General features: G+C 63.0%; 23 protein-coding genes and 1 tRNA gene. 8 read left to right on the top strand and 16 right to left on the bottom strand.

The window, feature by feature from the left end; translation table 11 throughout:
• Positions 1-105 precede the first annotated feature (105 nt).
• The 3 genes from BSG09_RS10370 to BSG09_RS10360 form a co-directional block, all read right to left on the bottom strand.
• Positions 106-2,028 carry an aldehyde ferredoxin oxidoreductase family protein gene (locus BSG09_RS10370; protein ID WP_092932794.1) on the bottom strand — a complete coding sequence of 641 codons (1,923 nt, stop codon included), beginning with the start codon at positions 2,026-2,028 and terminating at the stop codon, positions 106-108.
• Positions 2,029-2,251: 223 nt separating this feature from the next.
• Positions 2,252-2,437: a DUF1328 family protein gene (locus BSG09_RS10365; RefSeq protein WP_092932934.1), complete on the bottom strand. Its 186-nt coding sequence runs from the start codon at positions 2,435-2,437 to the stop codon at positions 2,252-2,254.
• A 105-nt stretch (positions 2,438-2,542) separates the two neighbouring features.
• Positions 2,543-4,441, bottom strand: a complete 1,899-nt coding sequence (locus BSG09_RS10360; protein WP_092932792.1) for a bacterio-opsin activator domain-containing protein — start codon at positions 4,439-4,441, stop codon at positions 2,543-2,545.
• A 107-nt stretch (positions 4,442-4,548) separates the two neighbouring features.
• Here BSG09_RS10360 and BSG09_RS10355 point away from each other — a divergent pair, with 107 nt between their 5' ends.
• On the top strand, positions 4,549-4,740 hold the full coding sequence (locus BSG09_RS10355; RefSeq protein ID WP_092932790.1) for an HVO_0649 family zinc finger protein: 192 nt from the start codon (positions 4,549-4,551) through the stop codon (positions 4,738-4,740).
• A 235-nt stretch (positions 4,741-4,975) separates the two neighbouring features.
• Entirely contained in the window at positions 4,976-6,151 is a 1,176-nt protein-coding gene (locus tag BSG09_RS10350; RefSeq protein ID WP_092932788.1) for a midas domain-containing protein, read from the top strand.
• Positions 6,152-6,209: 58 nt separating this feature from the next.
• Here the strand turns inward: BSG09_RS10350 and BSG09_RS10345 are convergent, their stop codons facing one another.
• Positions 6,210-6,779: an NUDIX hydrolase gene (locus BSG09_RS10345; protein WP_092932932.1), complete on the bottom strand. Its 570-nt coding sequence runs from the start codon at positions 6,777-6,779 to the stop codon at positions 6,210-6,212.
• 196 nt (positions 6,780-6,975) lie between these two features.
• On the opposite strand from BSG09_RS10345, the gene BSG09_RS10340 reads away from it, so the two are divergent.
• A complete protein-coding gene (locus BSG09_RS10340; protein WP_008009301.1) occupies positions 6,976-7,251 on the top strand; it encodes a PadR family transcriptional regulator in 276 nt (91 codons plus the stop codon).
• A 93-nt stretch (positions 7,252-7,344) separates the two neighbouring features.
• On the opposite strand, the gene BSG09_RS10335 is transcribed toward BSG09_RS10340, so the two are convergent.
• From BSG09_RS10335 to BSG09_RS10325, 3 genes are all read right to left on the bottom strand, one after another.
• A complete protein-coding gene (locus BSG09_RS10335; protein WP_223174697.1) occupies positions 7,345-7,575 on the bottom strand; it encodes a DUF7511 domain-containing protein in 231 nt (76 codons plus the stop codon).
• Between the two features lie 179 nt (positions 7,576-7,754).
• Entirely contained in the window at positions 7,755-8,483 is a 729-nt protein-coding gene (locus BSG09_RS10330) for a hypothetical protein (protein WP_092932784.1), read from the bottom strand.
• A gap of 165 nt (positions 8,484-8,648) precedes the next feature.
• On the bottom strand, positions 8,649-8,888 hold the full coding sequence (locus BSG09_RS10325; protein WP_092932782.1) for a twin-arginine translocation signal domain-containing protein: 240 nt from the start codon (positions 8,886-8,888) through the stop codon (positions 8,649-8,651).
• 180 nt (positions 8,889-9,068) lie between these two features.
• Here BSG09_RS10325 and BSG09_RS10320 point away from each other — a divergent pair, with 180 nt between their 5' ends.
• On the top strand, positions 9,069-9,458 hold the full coding sequence (locus tag BSG09_RS10320; protein WP_092932780.1) for a PPOX class F420-dependent oxidoreductase: 390 nt from the start codon (positions 9,069-9,071) through the stop codon (positions 9,456-9,458).
• A gap of 266 nt (positions 9,459-9,724) precedes the next feature.
• On the opposite strand, the gene BSG09_RS10315 is transcribed toward BSG09_RS10320, so the two are convergent.
• The 3 genes from BSG09_RS10315 to BSG09_RS10305 all read right to left on the bottom strand — a co-directional run bounded on the left by BSG09_RS10315 (position 9,725) and on the right by BSG09_RS10305 (position 11,123).
• Positions 9,725-9,797: transfer RNA gene (locus tag BSG09_RS10315), tRNA-Pro, on the bottom strand.
• Between the two features lie 93 nt (positions 9,798-9,890).
• Entirely contained in the window at positions 9,891-10,493 is a 603-nt protein-coding gene (gene trmY, locus BSG09_RS10310) for a tRNA (pseudouridine(54)-N(1))-methyltransferase TrmY (RefSeq protein ID WP_092932778.1), read from the bottom strand.
• 72 nt (positions 10,494-10,565) lie between these two features.
• A complete protein-coding gene (locus tag BSG09_RS10305; RefSeq protein ID WP_092932930.1) occupies positions 10,566-11,123 on the bottom strand; it encodes a metal-dependent hydrolase in 558 nt (185 codons plus the stop codon).
• A 184-nt stretch (positions 11,124-11,307) separates the two neighbouring features.
• Between BSG09_RS10305 and BSG09_RS10300 the strand changes: the two genes are divergently transcribed.
• A complete protein-coding gene (locus BSG09_RS10300; protein ID WP_092932776.1) occupies positions 11,308-11,493 on the top strand; it encodes an HVO_A0556 family zinc finger protein in 186 nt (61 codons plus the stop codon).
• 79 nt (positions 11,494-11,572) lie between these two features.
• On the opposite strand, the gene BSG09_RS10295 is transcribed toward BSG09_RS10300, so the two are convergent.
• The 3 genes from BSG09_RS10295 to BSG09_RS10285 all read right to left on the bottom strand — a co-directional run bounded on the left by BSG09_RS10295 (position 11,573) and on the right by BSG09_RS10285 (position 13,333).
• Complete coding sequence (locus BSG09_RS10295; protein WP_008009286.1) at positions 11,573-11,761, bottom strand: hypothetical protein; 189 nt, start codon at positions 11,759-11,761, stop codon at positions 11,573-11,575.
• Between the two features lie 6 nt (positions 11,762-11,767).
• Positions 11,768-11,959: a DUF7511 domain-containing protein gene (locus BSG09_RS10290; protein ID WP_092932774.1), complete on the bottom strand. Its 192-nt coding sequence runs from the start codon at positions 11,957-11,959 to the stop codon at positions 11,768-11,770.
• 264 nt (positions 11,960-12,223) lie between these two features.
• Positions 12,224-13,333, bottom strand: a complete 1,110-nt coding sequence (locus tag BSG09_RS10285; protein WP_092932772.1) for a S1C family serine protease — start codon at positions 13,331-13,333, stop codon at positions 12,224-12,226.
• Positions 13,334-13,502: 169 nt separating this feature from the next.
• Between BSG09_RS10285 and BSG09_RS10280 the strand changes: the two genes are divergently transcribed.
• Positions 13,503-14,882 carry a tRNA pseudouridine(54/55) synthase Pus10 gene (locus BSG09_RS10280; RefSeq protein ID WP_092932769.1) on the top strand — a complete coding sequence of 460 codons (1,380 nt, stop codon included), beginning with the start codon at positions 13,503-13,505 and terminating at the stop codon, positions 14,880-14,882.
• Between the two features lie 127 nt (positions 14,883-15,009).
• Positions 15,010-15,681 (top strand): ribonuclease HII, encoded by a 672-nt coding sequence (gene rnhB / locus BSG09_RS10275; protein WP_092932767.1) that lies wholly within the window; start codon positions 15,010-15,012, stop codon positions 15,679-15,681.
• A gap of 99 nt (positions 15,682-15,780) precedes the next feature.
• Here the strand turns inward: rnhB and BSG09_RS10270 are convergent, their stop codons facing one another.
• From BSG09_RS10270 to lonB, 3 genes are read right to left on the bottom strand one after another with little or no spacing between them, the layout of a single operon-like run.
• Positions 15,781-16,125: a hypothetical protein gene (locus tag BSG09_RS10270; protein WP_092932765.1), complete on the bottom strand. Its 345-nt coding sequence runs from the start codon at positions 16,123-16,125 to the stop codon at positions 15,781-15,783.
• Between the two features lie 24 nt (positions 16,126-16,149).
• Positions 16,150-17,082, bottom strand: coding sequence for a CPBP family intramembrane glutamic endopeptidase (locus BSG09_RS10265; protein ID WP_092932764.1), 933 nt, complete (start codon positions 17,080-17,082; stop codon positions 16,150-16,152).
• The gene (gene lonB / locus BSG09_RS10260; protein ID WP_092932762.1) at positions 17,083-19,185 is read right to left on the bottom strand and encodes an ATP-dependent protease LonB; all 2,103 of its coding nucleotides are present in this window, start codon (positions 19,183-19,185) and stop codon (positions 17,083-17,085) included. It lies immediately after the preceding gene.
• Positions 19,186-19,490: 305 nt separating this feature from the next.
• On the opposite strand from lonB, the gene BSG09_RS10255 reads away from it, so the two are divergent.
• Entirely contained in the window at positions 19,491-20,015 is a 525-nt protein-coding gene (locus BSG09_RS10255; RefSeq protein ID WP_092932760.1) for a nicotinamide-nucleotide adenylyltransferase, read from the top strand.
• Positions 20,016-20,112: the final 97 nt, after the last annotated feature.

Genomic DNA, 20,112 nt, shown 5'->3' with positions numbered 1-20,112 from the left:
TGCTAAATAATCCTACATGTATATATAGATAAAGAAGACAGTATTCGTAACTAACCAGACGGCCGCGAGCCGAGCACCACAAAATATGTGCGACGCCGACCGCGATCAGTCGTCGCTCGAGACCGCCGTGCCGCTTTCGCTGCTGACGCCCGTTCCAGGGCCAATGTCAATGCCGAGTTCGTCGAGTTTCTCGTCGGGGACGACGCCGTCGACCCAGCCGCGGTAGTCGTAGTACTCGTCTTTCATCTCCTCGAGTTCGCAGTACTCGCCTTCGCTTGCACCCTGGCCGCGGATACCGTCTTCGAGGAAGCGCTCGGGCAGCGAGTCGTCGCTGCCGTCGAAGCCAACGAGGTTGTTGTAGTACCGTTCGAGGTTGTACACTCGTTCACCGGCCTCGAGGAGTTCGTCTTCGGTGACGTCCCGGCCGGTCATCCCGTTGTACTGGGTGACGTACTCCTCGATGCCTTCGGCGAAGGCGTTGAACTTGCAGATGTCGAAGGAGTCACTGATGGCGTGGAGGTCCTGGAATTGGGCGGTGAGTTCGCCTTTACCCTCGTACTCGTAGGGGTCGACCTTCTCAGGGATGCCGAGGATTTCGGCGGCGGGGGTGTAGCCTCGCAGGTGGCAGGCTCCACGGTTCGAGGTGGCGTAGCCGATGCCCATGCCCTTCATACAGCGCGGGTCGTAGGCCGCGATGGTCTGGCCTTTGACCGCCAGCGAGTTGTCGTGGGCCTCCTTACGGTCGGCGACCCGGCGTGGCCCTTCGGCCAGCAGGTCTGCGAGGTCGTCCTCACGGTAGCCGATCCGGTCGATCATGTCGATCATCGTCTCGGTGTCACCCCACTCGAGGTCACCTTCCTCGAGTTTGCCCTCCTCGGACATCTCCATCGCCATCGCCATCATGTTGCCCACCTCGATGGTGTCGACGCCCATGTCGTTACAGCGCTCGATCATCACCGCGACGGCGTCGCGGTCGGTGTGGCCGGAGTTCGGGCCGAGCGCGTAGGCCGATTCGTACTCGTAGGATTCGGTCCGGACGTTCAGCTCCTCGCCTTTGTGCATCGTCTGGACCTCGACTTCTTTCTTGCAGGCGACCGGACAGGAGTGACAGGTCGGCTCGTCGACGAGGATGTTTTCGCGGACGTTCTCGCCGGAGACGCGCTCGGCGTCGATGTCGACGCCTTCCGCCTCTCGCATACTTTCAGTCGAGGTATACTTCCCGTTTTTCGTCGGGAGCCCGTCCATCTCCTCGCCGATGTTCATCAGGACGTTCGTCCCGTACATCGAGAGGCCACCCTCGTTGGGCGCGGTGACCTCCGATTCCTGGATCGCCTGCATCGCCTGCTGGTGGCCCTCCCGGAAGGTCTCTGGGTCAGCCGGCCGGGGCATCTTCGTCGAGGACTTGACGACAACGGCCTTGAGATTCTTCGACCCCATGACACAGCCCGTCCCACCCCGGCCGGAGGCACGGTCGTCCTCGTTGATGATACAGGCGTACTTGACCTCGTTTTCCCCGCCAGGGCCGATCGCCATGATCGAGAGGTTCTTGCCGTAGGAGCCGTCAACTTCCTCTTCGATCGTATCACGGGTTTCGTGGACGCCGTTCCCCCAGAGGTGAGAGGCATCCCGGAGTTCGACCTCACCGTCCTCGACGACGGCGTAGACAGGGTCGTCGGCCTGGCCTTCAAAGAGAAGGCCGTCGAAGCCGGCCCACTTGAGCCGGGCCCCCGACCAGCCCCCGTGGTGGCTGTCGGTGACGGTGCCGGTCAGCGGCGATTTCGTACAGACGGCGATCCGGCCACTCATCGTCACTTGCGTCCCCGACAGCGGCCCGTTCATGAACGCAAGCAGGTTATCCGGCCCGAGCGGATCTACCTCCGGCCCCTGATCGAAGACGTACTTTACCCCGAGCCCCCGCGCACCGATATACTTCTTTGCGTCCTCGTCGTCGATCGACTCGTAGGCAACATCCCCCTCCGAGAGATCGATGCGGGCAACCTTATCTTGAAATCCGCCGAGTTCAGTCATGGTAAGCGCTCACCGTTATCTACGACGCCCAGCGTGTTAGGCGTTCTCAACCCGATGTAACCAGTATCGGTTACTGAAGACAGCGTCTCGAGGCTGACCCGATCGCCGAATGCCGCTGGACAGAATTCTGTCGGTGCGCTCGCTGACGGTGGCAGCTGTTGCAGACACGTAACCAGCAGCGATCACATCTCGAGTCTGCCCAGTGGATCGGTATCCGGCAGTCTCACAACAGGAGCGCGACCACCGCAAGAATGATGAAGATCAACACGAAGATCCGTGCGATCTCCATCGAGATCCCGGCAACGCCACGCGCGCCGACCGCGGCGGCGATGATCGCAAGGACGAAAAACACGAGCGCCCAGTAGAGGACTCCACCACCGGTCTGCAGGGGCGTTGCAAACGCAAACATGCCGTCAGCTCCCACGACGGGCCACATAAACGCTGGCGACCATCCACGGCCGTGCTCGACGCTAAGCTCTGACTACCGGTTTCGAGCAGTGACGGTCTCGTCCTGCTATGCGTCGCCGAAGAACGCCCGACACAGTTTCGCCTCCGCCGTCCGCAGGTGCTCGTGGAACGTCGGCCGCGAGACGCCCATCGACTGGGCGAGTTCCTCGCCAGTCGTCGGTCGTGGCCACTCGAAGTAGCCGCCAAGGTAGGCTCGCTGTAACGCGCCGAACTGGCGGTCGGTCAGCGCCTCCTCGAGCCCGGCTGCGAACTCCTCGCGAGTCTCGGCCTCGCGCTCGCGCTGCTGGAACGAGACGATATCGGTTCCCGAATAGCGGTCCTCGATGGCTTCGACGACCGCACGGACGTTCGCCGAGCGGGGGACCTCGAGCGTGATGCGCGCTCGGCCCGCGTCACTTTCGATCGCCTGGGTGCGAACGCCACGTTCGGAGAGCCACCCAACGAGGTCGTCCGCACCGGTCAGTTCGATCAGTGATTCCTCGTCGCGTTCGACGACGACGCGACAGTCGACACCGGACAACTCCGCGGCGGCCGCAGTGAGTTCGTCCGCGCTCGCACCGGTTGCGGTAAACAGCGACGCCGTCTCGTCGCCCGTGCGGTGGACCGACCGGCGATACTCGAGTTGGCAGTCGGCGTCGGCCGAGAGGGCGACGGGAGCCAGAGAGCGATCGGTCACGTCGAGTTCGACGGCGACGACGGCGTCGGTCGTCAGCACGCGACTGGTTTCGCGAGCGTTGACCCCGCTGGCGACCGCACGAGCGAGTGCGGAAAGGATGACGGTTTCGCGGTCGTCGACGGCGCGTGTCCGCTCGGTCCGGACGGTCAACACGCCATATTCGATCTCGTTGTACGAGAGTGGGAACGCGATGTGGGTCGTTCCGCCGACGGTAGCAACGGTGGGCTCGCCGGTCATGAGCGTCTCCGCGGCTGGATGATCGGCGTCGGTCTCGAGTCGATCGCGTTCGGGGCCGGTCCCCGCACTCGAGCGCACGTCGATCGTGCCGGTCGCCGGATTGCGCTCACCGATCCAGGCCCCGTCGTAGGCGTCTTCCGCGGCGATCCGGTCACAGACTTCGGCTTCGAGGTCCGAGCGGTCGGTCGAGCCGGCGACGACGTCGGTGACGTCCTGCATCAACCCCTCGACGCGATCTAAGATGTACTCGAGTTCCTCGGTTCGGCGCTCGAGTTCGAGTTCGGCCTTCTTGCGCGCAGTGATATCGTTCTGGAAGCCGACGTAGTGGGTCACACGGCCGTCTTCGTCACGGACGGGGGCGATCGTAACCTCGTTCCAGAATTCGGTGCCGTCCTTGCGGTAGTTTTTGATCTCGACAGTGACCGGCCGGTCCTCGTCGATGGCCGCCGCCATCTCGGCGATCGCGTTCTCGTCGGACTCCTCACCTTGCAGGAACCGGCAGTTTCGGCCGACGACCTCGTCGTACTCGTAGCCAGTCATCTCCTCGTAGGCGTCGTTGACATACACGAGCGGGTTGTCATCGAGGTCGGGATCAGAGATGGTGACCCCGACGGGAGCTTCCTCGAGTGCGCGATCTTTCACCAGCCGGTCGCTCGTTCCCGGCAGCGACCCCGCCGGTGTGTCGGCAGCGTCGCCATGGGTGTCGGACGGCCCGCGATCGAACGTGATCGTCGCGCCGTTGGCACCGCGGTGGATGCGCGCACCGCCGTCTTCGTCGAGATCGATCCGGCGAGCGGTCCCAACCGTCGTCTCGTCGATCGCCGTCGCGAGTCGATTCCAGCGCGTCCCGAGTGCGGTCGCCGCGTCGCGGTCGGCGTCACCGATTTCGAAGGCGTCACGGGCGGCCGGATTGGCGTACGTGAGCGTCCCGTCAGCGACCGCTACCACCGGATCGACCACGTGCTCGAGTGCACGCGCCGCTCCGGCGGCATCATCGAGGCCACCGCCGCGATCCGCGTCGACATCGTCCATACGTTGTACTAGGGAGTGATGCCTAAGAATCGTTGTGATCGGAAGACGGCACAGCGAGACACTGCCGAGCCTAGCATGTTATGTGATACCACGACATATGGGTGCATATGTCAGTACACCGTTCGCCGTTCGAGCGACTCCGCGAGAAGTTCGACGAATCGGAACTCCGCTGTCCGTCGTGTGGCTACGTCGATACTGACGGTAAATGGCGCGTCACCACCTCGGGCGGGAGGGTGCGCTACCAGTTCGTCTGTCCGGTCTGTGACGCCGTCGAGACGCGCGAACTCCGACTCGAGTAGTCGACCGGCATCGATCACTGGCGAGTCGACGGCGTTGCAGTTCGGAACAACGAACGGTTTCGACCGGGAATGGTGAGTAAGCGGTTCGTTTGAACCTGACGAATCGCCGCTGTCACGAGGTGTCCAGCCTGAAACCGGCGGTGAGCGTCGTCGCTGACACAACGACCGTTTTCGCGGCGGAAATCCCGTAACAGTCGGCTCGTTTTAGCTCGAGAACCGTCGTCAGTCGGTTCGTATGGCTTCACAACCGCAAACACTCGGTGTCGCGTTCGTCGCGCTGCTGGTCATGCTCGCGGGGGGTCCCGCCCTCGTTGGTGGCACGACCACGGCGACGACCGACGACGCCGGAGACATGAGCAATAGTGCGACGCTGCAAAACGTCCAGGTTGGCACGCTGGAACTCGAGAACATCACGATCGAAAACGCGACGATCGAGGAACTCTCTGCCGAGCAACTCGACGTTCAGGACGCCGACGAGCAACTCATAGCGCAACTCAACGAGAGCGACGAAAGTCAGCCCGCCGACAATGAGTCCGGGGTGACGATCTCGAACGTCGCCTTCGAATCGCTGTCGCTCGAGAACGTTTCGCTGACCGAACTCGATGGCGGGAACGAGACCGAGGTCAACGAAACCGACGATAACGAGACCGATGCCGATATCGTCGATGGCGAAACGGACGTCGTCGAGACCGAACTCGACGACAACGAAACCGACAACGAGTCCGCGACGAGTCTCCAGCAGGTGGTCGACGAGAACGCCACCACCGTGGTGGTACAGGACATGACGATCGAGTCGATGAGCACCGAGCAACTGACGATCGAGGACCTGACCGTCGAAGAAACCGAGGACGGCGGGATCCTTGCTGGCATCTCGGATTTCATCAGCGACCTCTTCGGCGGTGATGGTGGTGACGGCGAGACCCAGACGAACGACACCACAACCGACGAGAACGAAACCGTCCAGGAGATCGACTCGCTGACCATCGAAGAGTTCGATGTCGACGAGATCACGCTCGAGTCCATGACCGTCGGTACCCTCGAGAGTCAGCAGAGTGACAACAACGAGACCAACGAAACCGACGACAACGAGACGGACTCGGGCGAAACGATTGCGTCGGTCTCCGCAGGATCGATGACGGTCGAAGAGAGTACTGTCGACACCCTCACCCTTGGCGAAACGCAGGGACTCGTCGACGCACTCCAGGAGCCGACAGCGGACACGGCAAACGAAACCGACAACGAAACGGCCGACAACGAAACGGCCGACAACGTAACCGACGAGGCTGACAACGAGACCGAGGACACCGACAACGAGACGGCTGCCGGTGCCAACGAGACCGACAACGTAACGGACGAGGCTGATAGCGAAGCTGACGACGCCGACAATACAACCGACAACGAAACGGCGTGACGACCCACGCGGCACCGCTGGCACACGCCACTCGCGCGCCGCGGGTCGGTATCGGTCGCTATTCGTTGGCTGGCCCACACGCTGGCTCGACCAGCCGATAGTAGGAGACGGCGAGCACCGTCCGACCGTCGTGGATCTCGCCGGCTGCGACCGCGTCGGTCAGGTCCGCAAACGACAGTTCCGTCGGACGAATGCTCTCGTTGTGATCGAGTTGCTGTTCGGCGGTCGGCCGGCAGCCGTCGGCGACGAAAACGTGCAAGCGCGTATCCGCGATTCCGTTCGCCGGTTCGACGGACACAAGCGGCTCGAGTCGCTCGGCTTCGTAGCCGGTCTCCTCGGCGAGTTCGCGATGAGCTGCAGCCTCGAGATCGTCGTCGTCGGGTTCGATGCCGCCGACGGGGAGTCCGCGACTGATTCGGGAGACAGCCTGTCGCCACTCCTCGATACAGACGACGTTGTCATCGGGTGTAAACGGCAGGACGCAGACACTTGGTGGCTCCGAGAGGTAATCGAAGTCGGTTTCCGTGCCATCGGGCAGTTGAACGGACTCGTTAACGACGTCGAAACCAGGACAAGAATAGGCTACTCGGCGCTCGCGCGTTTCCCAAGCCAGTTCATCGGTAGGCATAGCGACCGATACGGCAGTGATCGTCAAAAGCGCCGCGTCACGCCGATGCGTATATTTGATGGCGTCGTGTGACGGCTCTCGCTGGCTCTCTCGACTGACAGCAGTCATATGGGGCGCATTCGGGGGCAAAGCGGGGGTGTACCCGCTCTATAACAAAACCACAGAGCGGTGAACGTCGTCACTCAGAGGGTGATCCATGGATCAGCTAACTGGCTTCCAACGCGACTTGCTGTACGTGATCGCAGGAAAAGATCGGCCGTCAGGCCAAGAGATCCTCGACGACATCAACGACTACATCGACCAGCCGGTCACACACGGTCGGCTGTATCCCAATCTCGACACGCTCGTTGAGAAAGAACTCGTCGAGAAAGGTGAACTCGACCGGCGAACGAACTACTACGCGCTGACGCCGAAAGGCAGACGCGCGCTCCAGCGCCGCCAGAAGTGGGTCGACCAGTACGTCGACGTCTAGCTTCTGGGATCGGTTTTCGAGTCCGCTTTACCGCCAGCGCCTCGCTTCCTCCCCGTCCCGGCTACAGAGTCAGCGAGATTCCGGCAGCCGTCGTCAGCGGGCCTCGTCGAGATCGACGACCAGCTCGAGGTCGGCGGTCAGCCAGGCGTTCAGTTTCTCCGTTGTCGATCCCTCGTGGGGAACGAGCGTACAGCGATCGCTGCCGGATTCGTATCGAACGACGATGGCATCGAACAGTACCGTCTCGTCGGCGTCGACCGCGTCGGTGGCAGCCGCATGCTCGTGGGCAGTACCCTCATCGATTCCGTCAGCAGAGCCATCCATGGTAGTCCTGGCGACCGTCGTCGCCACCGCTTTCTATGCCCAGACGGTACAAAACGGCTGCTAGTTCCGGTATAGAGGGGTTGGGTCCGCTGTATATCACTCCGAAGCAACCTCGAGAGCCGACGCAGTCGTGTCCTCCACAGCGGCTCGCTCGTTGCCGCTGAACGACTGTGTGAGAGTCAGTCGTCACCGAAACTGACCTGCGCGAGATCCGCCTCGAGATCGTCGACGTGGTCGTTGAACGCGGCGACGAACGCCGGGACGTCGGCAGCAAACTGGCGAACGTCAGTAGCTGCTGGCGGCCCGTACTGTGAGAGGAGGTAGGTACCGTTGGAGCCGCCGATGCGTAGGTACGAAGCCACGTCGCCGTCCCACTTCAGCTCCCAGCGGGTGCCCGACACCGTCGTCGCGTAGGTGCCGTACTCGCCGTCGTACCGATGCAGTTGGGCCGCCATCGCGTCACAGACCTCGCGAACCCGGTCGACGATCCGGTCCCGTTCGGCGACCAGCTCCGCCGTCGACTCGACTGCCGGAAACGCCTCGGGTACGTCCGCGAACAGCCCGTCGAACGAGCGAACGTACTCGTTGTACGCCGCGACGAACGCCCCGTAGTCGGCCATCGCCGTCTCTAAGGCCTCGGGTTCAGGTGGCTGCTTGCTCGAGACGACGTACGTCTCCGAGCCCGAAGTGGGATCGAATCGCAGATACTGGACGTCGCCGGCCTCGTACTTGATCGTCCAGCTACCGCCGTCGGTATCGAACGTTTCCTGCCCGTAATCGCCACCCTGTAACACGGCGAGTTCTCGTGCGATTTCGCCAGCGTGGGTCCGTACGCGAGCAGCCAACTCGTCTCGTCGCTCGGCGATTCCGTCCAGTCGTTCGACGTCCGCCTCGAGTCCGTCGGTCATTACTCGAGCGACGAGACGCGGACCGGTAACGGTTGCGTCCCGGTCCGGTGGCTACCCTTGCTAACGGCAGGGTGCCGACCTGACGATCGCCGGCAGTTCGACGGGCGGCTAGCAAGACGGGCTGTGGACTCGACCGAATTCAGATGGGTGCCGGAGAAAAAGCGCTTACTCAGTGTCGTTGGTATCGTTCATCCCGGTCTCGTTGGTTTCGTTCGTCTCATTCGTTTCATTCGTCTCGTTCATTTCAGTCTCATTGTCAGCTTCGTCCTCGCCGTCCCCATCCTCTTCCGTCTCGTTTCCGTTCCCGTTCCCAGGACCGCCACAGCCGGCCACGAGAGCGGTCGATGCGGCGGCTCCTGTGAGTTTCAGTACTCGACGGCGAGTTGGCGACTGCTGGTCAGTCATACGAGATTACAGACACTTTCAGAGATCATAAGCCGTCAGCCGTCATCTGCGTGGTCGCTATCCGTCTCTCTCGAGTGGCCCCGTTCCACGCCGCCAAAAACAATCAGTCTCACTGTCTGTTCGACCGGCGTGGGTGTTGGTACCATACACAAGGCCGATGCGGGTGAACGATACGGTGCCATGACCGCAATCCCCGACGACTTCCACGACCTCTTCGAGAAGAAAACGTTCGCCCACGTCGCGACGCTGACACAGGAGGGGTTGCCACACGTCACACCGGTGTGGATCGATTACGACGCCGACGACGAACGCCTGTTGGTCAATACCGAACGGCATCGACAAAAAGCGAAGAACGTAGAACACAACCCCGCTGTCGGCGTCAGCATGACCGATCCCGACGACCCCTACCGACGCCTTTCAGTGATCGGTGACGTCGAGGAACGGACGACTGACGGCGCTCGAGCACACATCGACGAACTCGCCCAGCGATACATGGACGTCGACGAGTACCCAAACCCGATCGAATCCGAGCGGGTGATCTTGCGAATTCGGCCAGCACGGGTCATGTGAGCAACCATCCGATCGGCCCTATTGCCGCCGGTCGGCATCGACTGTGTCTACCCACCGAGAACCGTGTCTCTGATCTGTTTGCTTCGCTCGTCGTCGTGAAATGCGGGAGAAAGTGGGCCGGCGCAGATGTCGAACGACGCCCGAGAACCTGCGCTCCGCGCAGAACCTCGGTCTAATTCGAATCTGCGCGCTGTCATCGACTCTCGCACTTCGGATGCCTCGCGTCGCAGCCGCGCCGCTCGGCGGTTTGAAGTGCGGGAGTAGTATGGGCCGGCGCAGATTCGAACTGCGGTTACGGCCACCCGAAGGCCGAAGGATACCAAGCTACCCCACCGGCCCGCATTCGAACGGAATGGGGCGGATCCTTTAACGCTTCCGAATGCACACTCGTCGAACCGCCAGCGTGGTCGTCTTCTCTTCGCACAACCCCGCTCAAAACCGCTCGTAGCCGTCCGTATCGAGATACTGGTGGGCGACCGTAATCGCCTGATCAGCGTGGAGCAACTGCGGTCCGAGTCGAAGCCGCAGATCGGCATCCGCCTCGAGCACATCGGCTTCGTCCGCGGTGAAATCACGATGATCCGAGAGCACGAACACCGCGTCCGCAAGCCGCTCTGTGCCGACGTCGACGACCGCCTCGCCATCCTCGTGGAGCTGGACGATCGGGCCATCGTCGGCGAGTTCCTCGAGCGTTCCCGCGAACCCGCGTCGGTAGAGTTCGACCCCCGGACTGGGCTCTGCAGGCAGCGCACCGATGGCTTCGTCGCGGTGCTCGAGGGCCTTGCGAACTAACGCGGCGGTGCTTCGCTCGTCGGGGTTGAGCCGCTGGAGCTCGCTGCCGTCGAAGGTGATGGTGAGTTCGTCCTGGGCGATCAGGTGGACGCGGACGTCCTCGCGGATGCCGTGGGAGGTGACGAACGCGGCGGTGATCGACCGACAGAGCGCGTCGAGGCGACCGGCTCCGCCCGCGAGATCGTCGAGTGAGAAGTCAGGCGTCGTCGGCACGTCGTGACCGATGAGTACGAACTGGCGCATATCAAAGCGTTACCGGCCGTCGGGATAGCCCCCACGATCCGACGATCGAGCGACGGGCGCGGCCGCCGGCTATCAGGACTCGACGCCGAGTCGGCGCTCGAGCGAGGCCGAGATCAGGCCGAGCCCCGGCATCCCGTCGCGATACCAGACGAGGGCGGCGACCGCAAAGAGGCCGAACTGCACCCACTCGTAGGGCCCCATCGTGTAGTAGTGAAGGATCGCATCGAAGATGCCGGCGACGGGGTCCTCGGGTGGTTGCTCGAGGACCGGCCAAAGGAGATACGCAGCGTATGCGAACTCCCCCGAGAGGACCGCCGGCGGGATGTCCGCAAGCAGGTGCGAACCGTAGCCGACGAGAAAGCCGACGCCGATCACGCGAGCCTCGAGTCGATCGGCGACGAACAGGACGACCGGGACGAGACAGGCGACAGCGAACAGCGAGTGAGCCAGCGTCCGACCGCCGGGCAGGACGCCGAAATTCCACGCGAGTGGCTTGTCGATCAGATCCGGCGTCTGCGAGCCGACGGCGAGTGCGATCGCCGGCCAGGCACGCGGCGGGCGGCCGAACCGGCGGTGTGTGACGACGGTAAAGAACAGGTAGGCGACGGCGAGGTGTCCCCAGGGCCACATCGAACGGCCGTTCACCGGACGCGGCCATAGCTGCTTCGACTCGTCCTGCCGGTCGGAGGCGAAAGACCTGCACCGCGGGTCGCGGTCGTGCCGGGATTGGCAGCCACCCGACGGTATCAGGGTCCCGTTGAGGCTGCATAGGCATGGCCAACCGTTACCCCAGTCTTCGGTATGCAGTGACTATATGGCGAAATCAGAGTCGTCGCAGTCCGGCGGTACGCAGCAGTTGCTCGCGATTCTTACGGGTCGGCCCTGTCCCGACTGTCCCGACGGCAAACTCGAGCGAGCCAGGTACAAAGACAACCAAGCGGTCGTCTGTGACTGCTGTGGAACGCCGCGAGCGCAGGTCTGGTCGGCCTCGCTCGAGTGAGCGGTCCCGTCGAACCGTGTCTCGAAGGCGAGTGTGGCAGACGAACTGAGAGAGCGAGCGCAACCGGTTCGTGAGGCGGTCAGCGCGATCGCGATCCCGCATAGTCGTGGCCGACGACGAGAGCGAGTGCGTGCACCGCCAGCAGGGCGATGAGCAGCGAGAGTCGCCCGATCGAATCGATTCCGGCCAGAATAACGGGCACGTAGGCGATCGGCAGCAGGGTGCCGAGCCAGAAGCCGACAGCGGTAACGGAGTGATTCAGGTACATACTGGGCTAGTGCATCGACTCGAGGTCGACGAAGTCGCCTTCGTGCGCCGAGATCCAGGCGGTCAGCAGCTCCGTCTCGTTGGCTTCGAGCGGAAAGATCGCACACTCGTCCGGCGCGCCGTCGTTTTCGACCACGACGTGGTCGAGTTCGAACGTCGGTTCCGTGCTATCGGTGTAGGAGGTGTCGGCGTCGGTCATGCGACATCAGGTGGGTACTCGCACCGAATGTGATTGCCACAACCATGTACATTGTTATCAAGCCACTACTATGCAGGTCCCAATGGTAGCGTTCGGTTCCAGCTTGATCGATCGCATGAGAAAGAACGTAACGAGTCCTAATGTGTATGATCGTGCTATAGTCAGAAACGAACACACAGTAGCGACAGTAACGACTTGTTTCGGCGGGGCACGACCAGCGTAGCGCCATCGGCCGAACGCGACGCATGCAGCGTCGCCAGCCGCCTACATCGATGGCCAGGAATCGAGCGTTAGGTCCTGCGTACGCAGCCGTCCGTTTCGCAGGAGTCGAACCTCGATCGTGTCGCCGGGACTGGTCTCGAGCGCGAGATACGTCGAGAGAGCGTGTCGGTCGGGAATCGGCGTGCCGTCGAGTTCGCGGATGACGTCACCGCCGACTGGGATCCGTTCGTCGCGTCGCTGAACGGCCCGCGTAGCCGGTTGGAGGACGCCATCGGCAGCCGAGCCGTCGATGACGCCGGTGACCATGACGCCGGCCGCCTCGGAAATGTCGTTTGCCTCGGCGACGAGTCGATCGACGGTTCGCAGGCCGATTCCCATATACGAGTGCTCGTACTCGCCGTTCTCGATGAGTGCCGGCACGACACGTTCGGTCAGCGCCGCAGAGATGGCAAAGCCAATGTTGTCGCCACCGGCAGCGTTGATGACGCCCACAACTTCCCCGTCGAGGTCGACGAGTGGACCACCGCTGTTCCCGGGGTTGACGGCAGCATCAGTCTGGATGACGTTCGGATACGAAAACCGCTGCTGTGGATGGTCGAGTGTTCGGTTGACGCCGCTTACGATCCCTGTCGACATCGACCCGTTGAGTCCGTAGGGGTTCCCGACGGCGACGACCTGCTGGCCGACGACCGGGCGCTCGTCGGCTATCGAAAGCGGCGTGACCCCATCCGGGACGTGGTCGACTTCGAGGACAGCCAGGTCGCTTTGGACATCGCGACCGACGAGTGTGGTGCTCGTCCAGTCGCCGTTGGTGTACTGGAGATCCGCCGCCTCACCGTTGGCGATGACGTGGTCATTGGTGACGACGTGGCGGTCGTCGTAGAGAAAACCGGATCCCTGCCCGCGTCCCTCGGCACCGGTGGTCGGGTTCTCGACGCCGAAGACGCGAACCTGCGTGACCGATTCGATGACCGCGTTATAGATATCGGTAAACGCCGAACCGTCGGCGAGATCGCCCCGATCGATGGTGGCTGAGGAGTCTCCCTCGATCGAATTCTCGGCGCGGGGCTCGGCACAGCCGGCGACGACACCGGCGAGTCCGGCACCCGCAGCTCCAAGAAAGGATCGACGATCCAGTCGGTGATCGCTCATGCGTGGAGGGTAGGACCCGATCCATTTGAATCACCTGGCTGTGACTTGCACAAGCAAACACGGGCACACCGGCAACGCGAGTCGAGACGGGCGGTACCCGCTGAAATCAAGTCTCACGCCGTCGCTTCGAAGGGAAAACGTGTTACCCGCGCCGCCCCACTCCCGAAACATGATCACGGACGACGCCCGCGAGTTGCTTTCGACGGGCTCCATCTGCGATTCCTGTCTCGGCCGGCCCTTCGCCGACCGGAGTTTCGGACTGACAAACGCCGAGCGCGGCCGAGCGTTGCGCACGACGGTCGCGCTGGCCGACGACGAGGACTTCGAGCCCACCGAGCCCGCGGACTGCTGGGTCTGTGACGGGTACTGTGGCACCTTCGATGCCATCGCCGAGACGATCGTCGACGCCCTCGAGGGCGTCGACTTCGCGACCTACCAGGTCGGCACCCGCGTCCCGCCGCTGGTCGAGGAAAACGAGCGCCTACTTCGGGAAGACGCCGGCCTCGAGCCAGACGTCGGGGAATCGATGAAGCGCGAAATGAACCGCGAGGTCGGCCGGCGCGTCGGCGCGATGACCGAGACCGACGTCGACTTCGACCGGCCTGACGTACTCGCCGTCGTCGACCTCGAGGGGTTCGACCCGCTCGAAGCGCTCGAATCGGATACCGTCACGAGCCATGCGGTCGATGTCCAGATCAATCCCGCCTTTGTCTACGGCCGCTATCGCAAACTCGAGCGCGACATCCCGCAGACGGAGTGGCCTTGCCGGGAGTGTGGCGGCAGCGGCGTCCAGCTGGGTGATGACGGCGAAGAGCCCTGTGACTACTGTGGCGGCTCCGGCTATATGTACGACACCAGCGTCGAGCAGGTCGTCCGCCCCCACGTCGTCGCGGCGATGGACGGTGACGAGGGCACCTTCCACGGCGCGGGCCGCGAAGACGTCGACGCCCGCATGCTCGAGGACGGGCGGCCCTTCGTCCTCGAGGTGAAACGACCCCGTGTCCGTGACCCCGACGTCGAAGCGCTCGAGCGCGAGATCAACGACGCCGCCGAGGGCGCAGTCGAGGTCGAGGGCCTGCGACTCGCAACCTACGAGATGGTCGAACGCGTCAAGGAACACGACGCGAGCAAGCACTACCGCGCCGACGTGGCGTTCGAGGAGCCAATCGAGGAAGCCGCGTTCGACGCCGCACTCGCGGAACTCGAGGGGACGACCGTCGATCAGTACACCCCCGAGCGGGTCGACCACCGGCGGGCGGGGCTGACCCGCCAGCGGACAGTCTACGAGATCGACGGCGACCTCCACGAGCCGACCGAGGCCGAGGTGCGCCTCCACGGCGAGGGTGGGCTCTACGTCAAGGAGTTGATCAGCAGCGACAACGGCCGTACCGAACCGAGTCTTGCGGGCTTGCTCGAGACCGACGCCGAAGTGACGGCACTCGACGTCACCGGCGTCGAAGGGGAAGACGAGCCGTTCGAGCTCGAGGAGTACTTCCGCGACGAGCCGCGAGCGGCGTCCGACGACGAACTCGCGGAGACGGCCGACTGACGACGAGTCATACGGACTGCTGTCACGGGTTTCCGGTGTGCCCGAAGGGCGGTCGCGGGTGCACCGGAACCCACTGACAGGTGTCCGTATCACAACGACTTTTGTCTCCGCAGTCGACCCTCGTGGTATGCCATTCGGCGTCGACGAGGCCGGCAAGGGCCCCGCACTGGGATCGATGTTCGCCGCCGCCGTCTATCTCGAGACTCCCGACGACCTCCCCGACGGCATCAGGGACTCGAAGCGACTCACGCCCGAGCGTCGCGAGGAACTGGCGGCAATCCTGCGGGATGACGACCGAATCACGATCGGCGTCGCCGAAATCACGCCACCACGGATCGACGACCCCCAAACGGACATGAACTCGCTTGCGGTCACGGCCCATGCCGAGGCGATCGAGGACGCCGTCGCGGATCTCGAGCGAGCCGAGGATTCGAGCGACCCGATTCCGGGGCTCTGCGACGCCTGTGACACCGACGCCGAGCGCTTTGCCCGCCGGGTCAGTGACGCCTGCTCGCTCGAGACTCTCTCAGTCGATGCTCGCCACGAAGCCGATGACGACTCGCCGCTGGTCGGCGCGGCAAGCATTATCGCCAAGGTCGAACGTGACGCTCACGTCGCTGCGCTGGCCGACGAGTACGGCCCGATCGGCAGCGGCTATCCGAGCGATTCGACCACTCGTGAGTTTCTTGCGTCCTACACTGACGCACACGGCGAACTCCCGCCGTTTGCGCGTGAGTCGTGGTCGACCTGTGAGGACGCGCTTGCCGAGGCTGAACAGATGGGACTCGAGCAGTTCTGACAGCGTTGCGTTCGGTATCGTGCTTCTAATGGCCATCGACAACTGTCATCACAAGTGGCTCGAGAGTTGATCGTATCCTCGAGCGCTGTCCTCAATCGATCAGGTCGCAGTCCAGACGGCGTAGACGTAGCTGCCGACGCCGAGCACTACGAGGACCGACGAGAGCAGGTCGACGGCAGCCACCCCCGTGAGAACACTCCCGAACGCGAGGATGCCACCGGCGACGAGACAGCCCGCAGCCAACGTTTGCGCTGAGCGCCAGCCCGCAGCGCTATCGTACAGCATCGCCCCGACGGCGATCGCGATGACGCCGAAGCCGACTTCGGCGACGGCGGCCGCCAGCGGGTCGTTCGCGATCGTCGCGTAAATCAGCACGACGAAATACCCGAGAATTAGGGCACTAATCGCTCGAGAGCGGGCCGTCGACCCGGCGGTCACGTCCATACCCTATCCACCCGTTCGCCGGCCTTAGTATTCGAGGGTCTTGGCCCACTCGAGACCGAGGCCCTCGTGGACGACGAACTCGAGGGCGTTGATGAGGTAGTGAGCGACGACGACGACCAGCAGGCTCCCGGTGACGATGAAGATCGCCGCGAGGACGAACCCGAGGAGGCCAGTGACGACGATGCCGACCGAGCCCTGCATGCCGTGGCCGAGGGCGAACGCAACCGAGGAGCCAACCGCGAGCAGCCACGGTGAGAGGCCGAAGCCGGCGGCAGGGACACCGATCAGTGCCGCGCGGAAGAGAAACTCCTCGAAGACGGCGATGATCGGCAAGACGCCCAGTAACAACGCGAGCCAGCCGCCGATCGAGTCGGGGGCAAGCAGCTCCCGAAGCGTCTCGTCGTGGTCGAAACCGAAGTGAGTCGCCGTCGCCGCGGCGAGTTCGTTCGCGATGTAGACGCCGATCCCCGCGGCTGCCCCCACTACGAGTCCCGTCTCGAGATACGCCGCCGAAAACTCGATACCAAGCGCCGCAGCCGGGATCGCGGTGTAGATTGCCGCGCCGACCAACAGCAATGCGAACGTCCCCTGTGAGAAGGCCACGTTCGCGAGGAGCGCCCCCGTCGACAGCGACGCCGGATCGACCGCTCGGTCGGCGTGATCGGGCAGAGCGGTAGTCGACGCGGCTCCATCTCGTGGTCGGCTCTCGGTATCCGTGGTGGAGCGATCGTCGTCGATCGGCTCCGGCACGTTCGGGGACGGGTGGGGTGCTGACGACTCAGCGGGCGCTCGAGCGGTCCAGTCGGCATCGTGGTCCACTGTGTCGAATCGGTCATCGACGCTGTCGCTGGCGTTGCCAGTCTCGTCGTGAAACGCAGATTGGGTCAGATGAGATAAAACGAGCAGCAAGACGAGGACGACGCCCGTCAGCCCGACGAACGTCGCCCACTGCGGCATTTACTGCGGGCTCGGGTTCGACCCGCTGGCGGAGCCGACGGCACTCTGGTCGAACGCAGCGTCAGTGATCGACTTGAGGCGGTCGACCAGCGAGTCCTTCTTTGGTTCGCCCATCAGGGCGACATCCAGGACTTCACTGATGTTCGAACAGGGGACGATATCGACCATCTCCTCGTACTCCTCTTCGATCATCACGTCCTGTTCGTTGGCCTTCGGGATGATGACCGTATCACAGCCGGCTTTCGCGGCAGCCTCGATCTTGTGGGTGACCCCACCGACCGGAAGCACGTCGCCACGCACCGACAGCGAGCCAGTCATCGCGATCGACTGATCGACCGGGATGTTCTCGAGCGCGCTGATGACGGCGGTTGCCACCGTGATGGAGGCAGAGTCACCGTCGACGCCCTGCTGGCCGGCTTGGACGAACTGGATGTGGATGTCTTTCTCCGAGAGATCGACGTCGGAGAACTTCTTGATGATCGCGGAGACGTTCTGGACCGACTCCTCGGCCATCTCCTGGAGTTTGCCGGTGGCGATCACCTGCCCGCCACCCTGTGCGGGGGCGATCTCGGCCATCACGGGGAGCATGATACCGGAGTCCTCGCCCATGACGGCGAGGCCGTTGACACGGCCCTGAACGCCGTCTTCGGTGACCTGCAGTTCGTAGTCCTTGCGGCGCTCGATGTAGTCGTCGGCGAGCTGTTGCTCGATCGACCGGGAGCGCTGTTTGGCCTGCAGGACGTCCTCGCGGGTCGTGTAGTCACGATCCTCGGCGCGGGCGATGTCGCCGGCGACGCGGACCAAGCCACCGAGGCTGCGGAAGTGCAGCGTTAAGTGGTTCTTCCGGCCCGAGCGACGCTTGGCCTCGAGGATGAGTTCCTCGACGGCGTCGTCGGTGAAGTGGGGCAGGCGGCCGTCGCGTTCGACCTCCTGGGCGACGAAGCGGGCGTATTTGCGCCGCATCTCGGCGGTGTCCTCGATGGTGTCGTCCATGTAGACTTCGTACCCGTACCCTTTGATCCGGTTGCGGAGCGCGGGGTGCATGTTCTCCATCGCGTCGAGGTTCCCCGCAGCGACCATGATGAAGTCACAGGGGACGGGTTCGGTCTGGACCATCGCACCCGAGGAGCGCTCGGACTGGCCCGTGATGGCGAACTCGCCTTCCTGGATCGCCGTCATCAGCTTCTGCTGAGTCCGGATGTCGAGCGTGTTGATCTCGTCGACGAACAGCACGCCTTTGTTCGATTTATGGATCGCGCCGGGTTCGACGCGGTCGTGGCTCGGGGTCTCCATGCCACCGGACTGGAAGGGGTCGTGGCGGACGTCACCCAGCAGCGCACCAGCGTGGGCACCGGTCGCGTCCTCGAAGGGAGCGACGCGCTGATCGCCGTTGTTGACGATCATGTTGGGCACCATCGCGTCGGTCCCGCGGGAGGTGTACCGGAAGATCAACCAGATGATCCCTGCCGCGAGGATGCCAAGCAGCGGACTGGTGGTGCTTAAGATCGCATAGCCGATGACGACTGCGATGATGATCCACATGAGGATCGACCGCATCTGATTGCGCTTGCGGGCTTCCTCCTTGTGGGCATCGATGATCTGTTCGCCCTTCCCGGCGGGGACAGTTCGGACCTTTGGTTCGTTCCCGTCGTCGGGATTGTGATAGACTAAGACGTCCTGCAGGTCCTCTTTCGGCAGCAGTTGGCTCATCGCCTTCGCCAGCATCGACTTGCCGGTCCCCGGCGAGCCGATCATCATGACGTGTCGGCGCTGTTTTGCCGCCTTGATGATGATATCTCGTGCTTCGTCCTGACCAATGACCTGATCGACGAGTCGATCGGGGACTTCGATGTCCTCCGTCGAGTCGATCTTGAGACCGCCTAGCAGGTCGTCCTCGGCGATCTCTTCGTCGACCTCGACGCCGGGATCGACCTCGACCGTACTGCCGAGGTCTTCGACGGTTTCGATTTCGTCGTCGACGTCGGTACGACGGTCGCCGTCCTCCTCGAGCGGCGACCGCTCTCCCTGACGCTCGGATTGGTCCTGGTCGGGACCAGTCGGAGCGTCTTCAGGAGGGTCGTCAACGTTCGTATCGTTACTCATAGAACTCTGTTCGGTATCTGTGTCGAAGGGATTGGCACTGATATACTTTCTCCATACGGAGGATGGTGTCAGTTGTTGATACCGGGAGGCACAGCGGTCGACGGGGCAAATCAAGCGAAGTCGCCGATGTGTTTAGACAGGTGTAAACTGATGTGAATATATCGTTTCAGAACCGGTATGTAGCCGAATGTATCATGCGTGGCAAACACATGTGTGAAAATATGCCTAACATGACACCGTATGGCACAGGACGTGATTCGGGGTGACTCGCCACGCTTAAGCGTGCTGCTCGAGCAGTATCCGGCATGACTCGGGGGTTCTACATCGGCCGCTTCCAGCCGTTTCACAACGGTCACTTGAACATGGTCGAACAGATCGCTGACGACGTCGACGAACTCGTTCTCGGGATCGGGAGCGCCGACGACTCCCACACGACTAGAAACCCGTTTACTGCCGGCGAGCGGATCATGATGATTACGAAGTCATTGGTCGGCTACGACCTCGTGACCTATGCCGTCCCGATCGAAGACTTAGAGCGCAATTCGGTATGGGTCAGCCACGTCCAGAGCATGAGCCCGGATTTCGATGTCGCCTACTCGAATAACCCGCTCGTCATCCAACTCTTTCGGGAAGCCGGGATCGAGATCCGCCAGTCACCGATGTTCAATCGCGAGGTCCTCGAGGGATCGGAGGTTCGCGAGCGGATGATCTCCGGCGGCGACTGGAAGTCGCTCGTTCCCGAAGCCGTCGTCGACGTTGTCGAGGAAATGAACGGCATCGAGCGCATTCAGATGGTCAGTGACTCGGACTCGAACGCAACCAACAGCTGACGACCGACGTGAGACCGCCGGGTGGACGTTCGTTCCGGTATACTCGCGGCCCGTCGTGCGGTCGTGAAGCGAGACAGTTCCAACCGGCATTATGGGA

Source organism: Natrinema hispanicum (assembly GCF_900111485.1).
Lineage (GTDB): Archaea > Halobacteriota > Halobacteria > Halobacteriales > Natrialbaceae > Natrinema > Natrinema hispanicum_A.
Note: the sequence above shows the minus strand (reverse complement) of the source record. Positions and strands in the feature narration are given on the sequence as shown.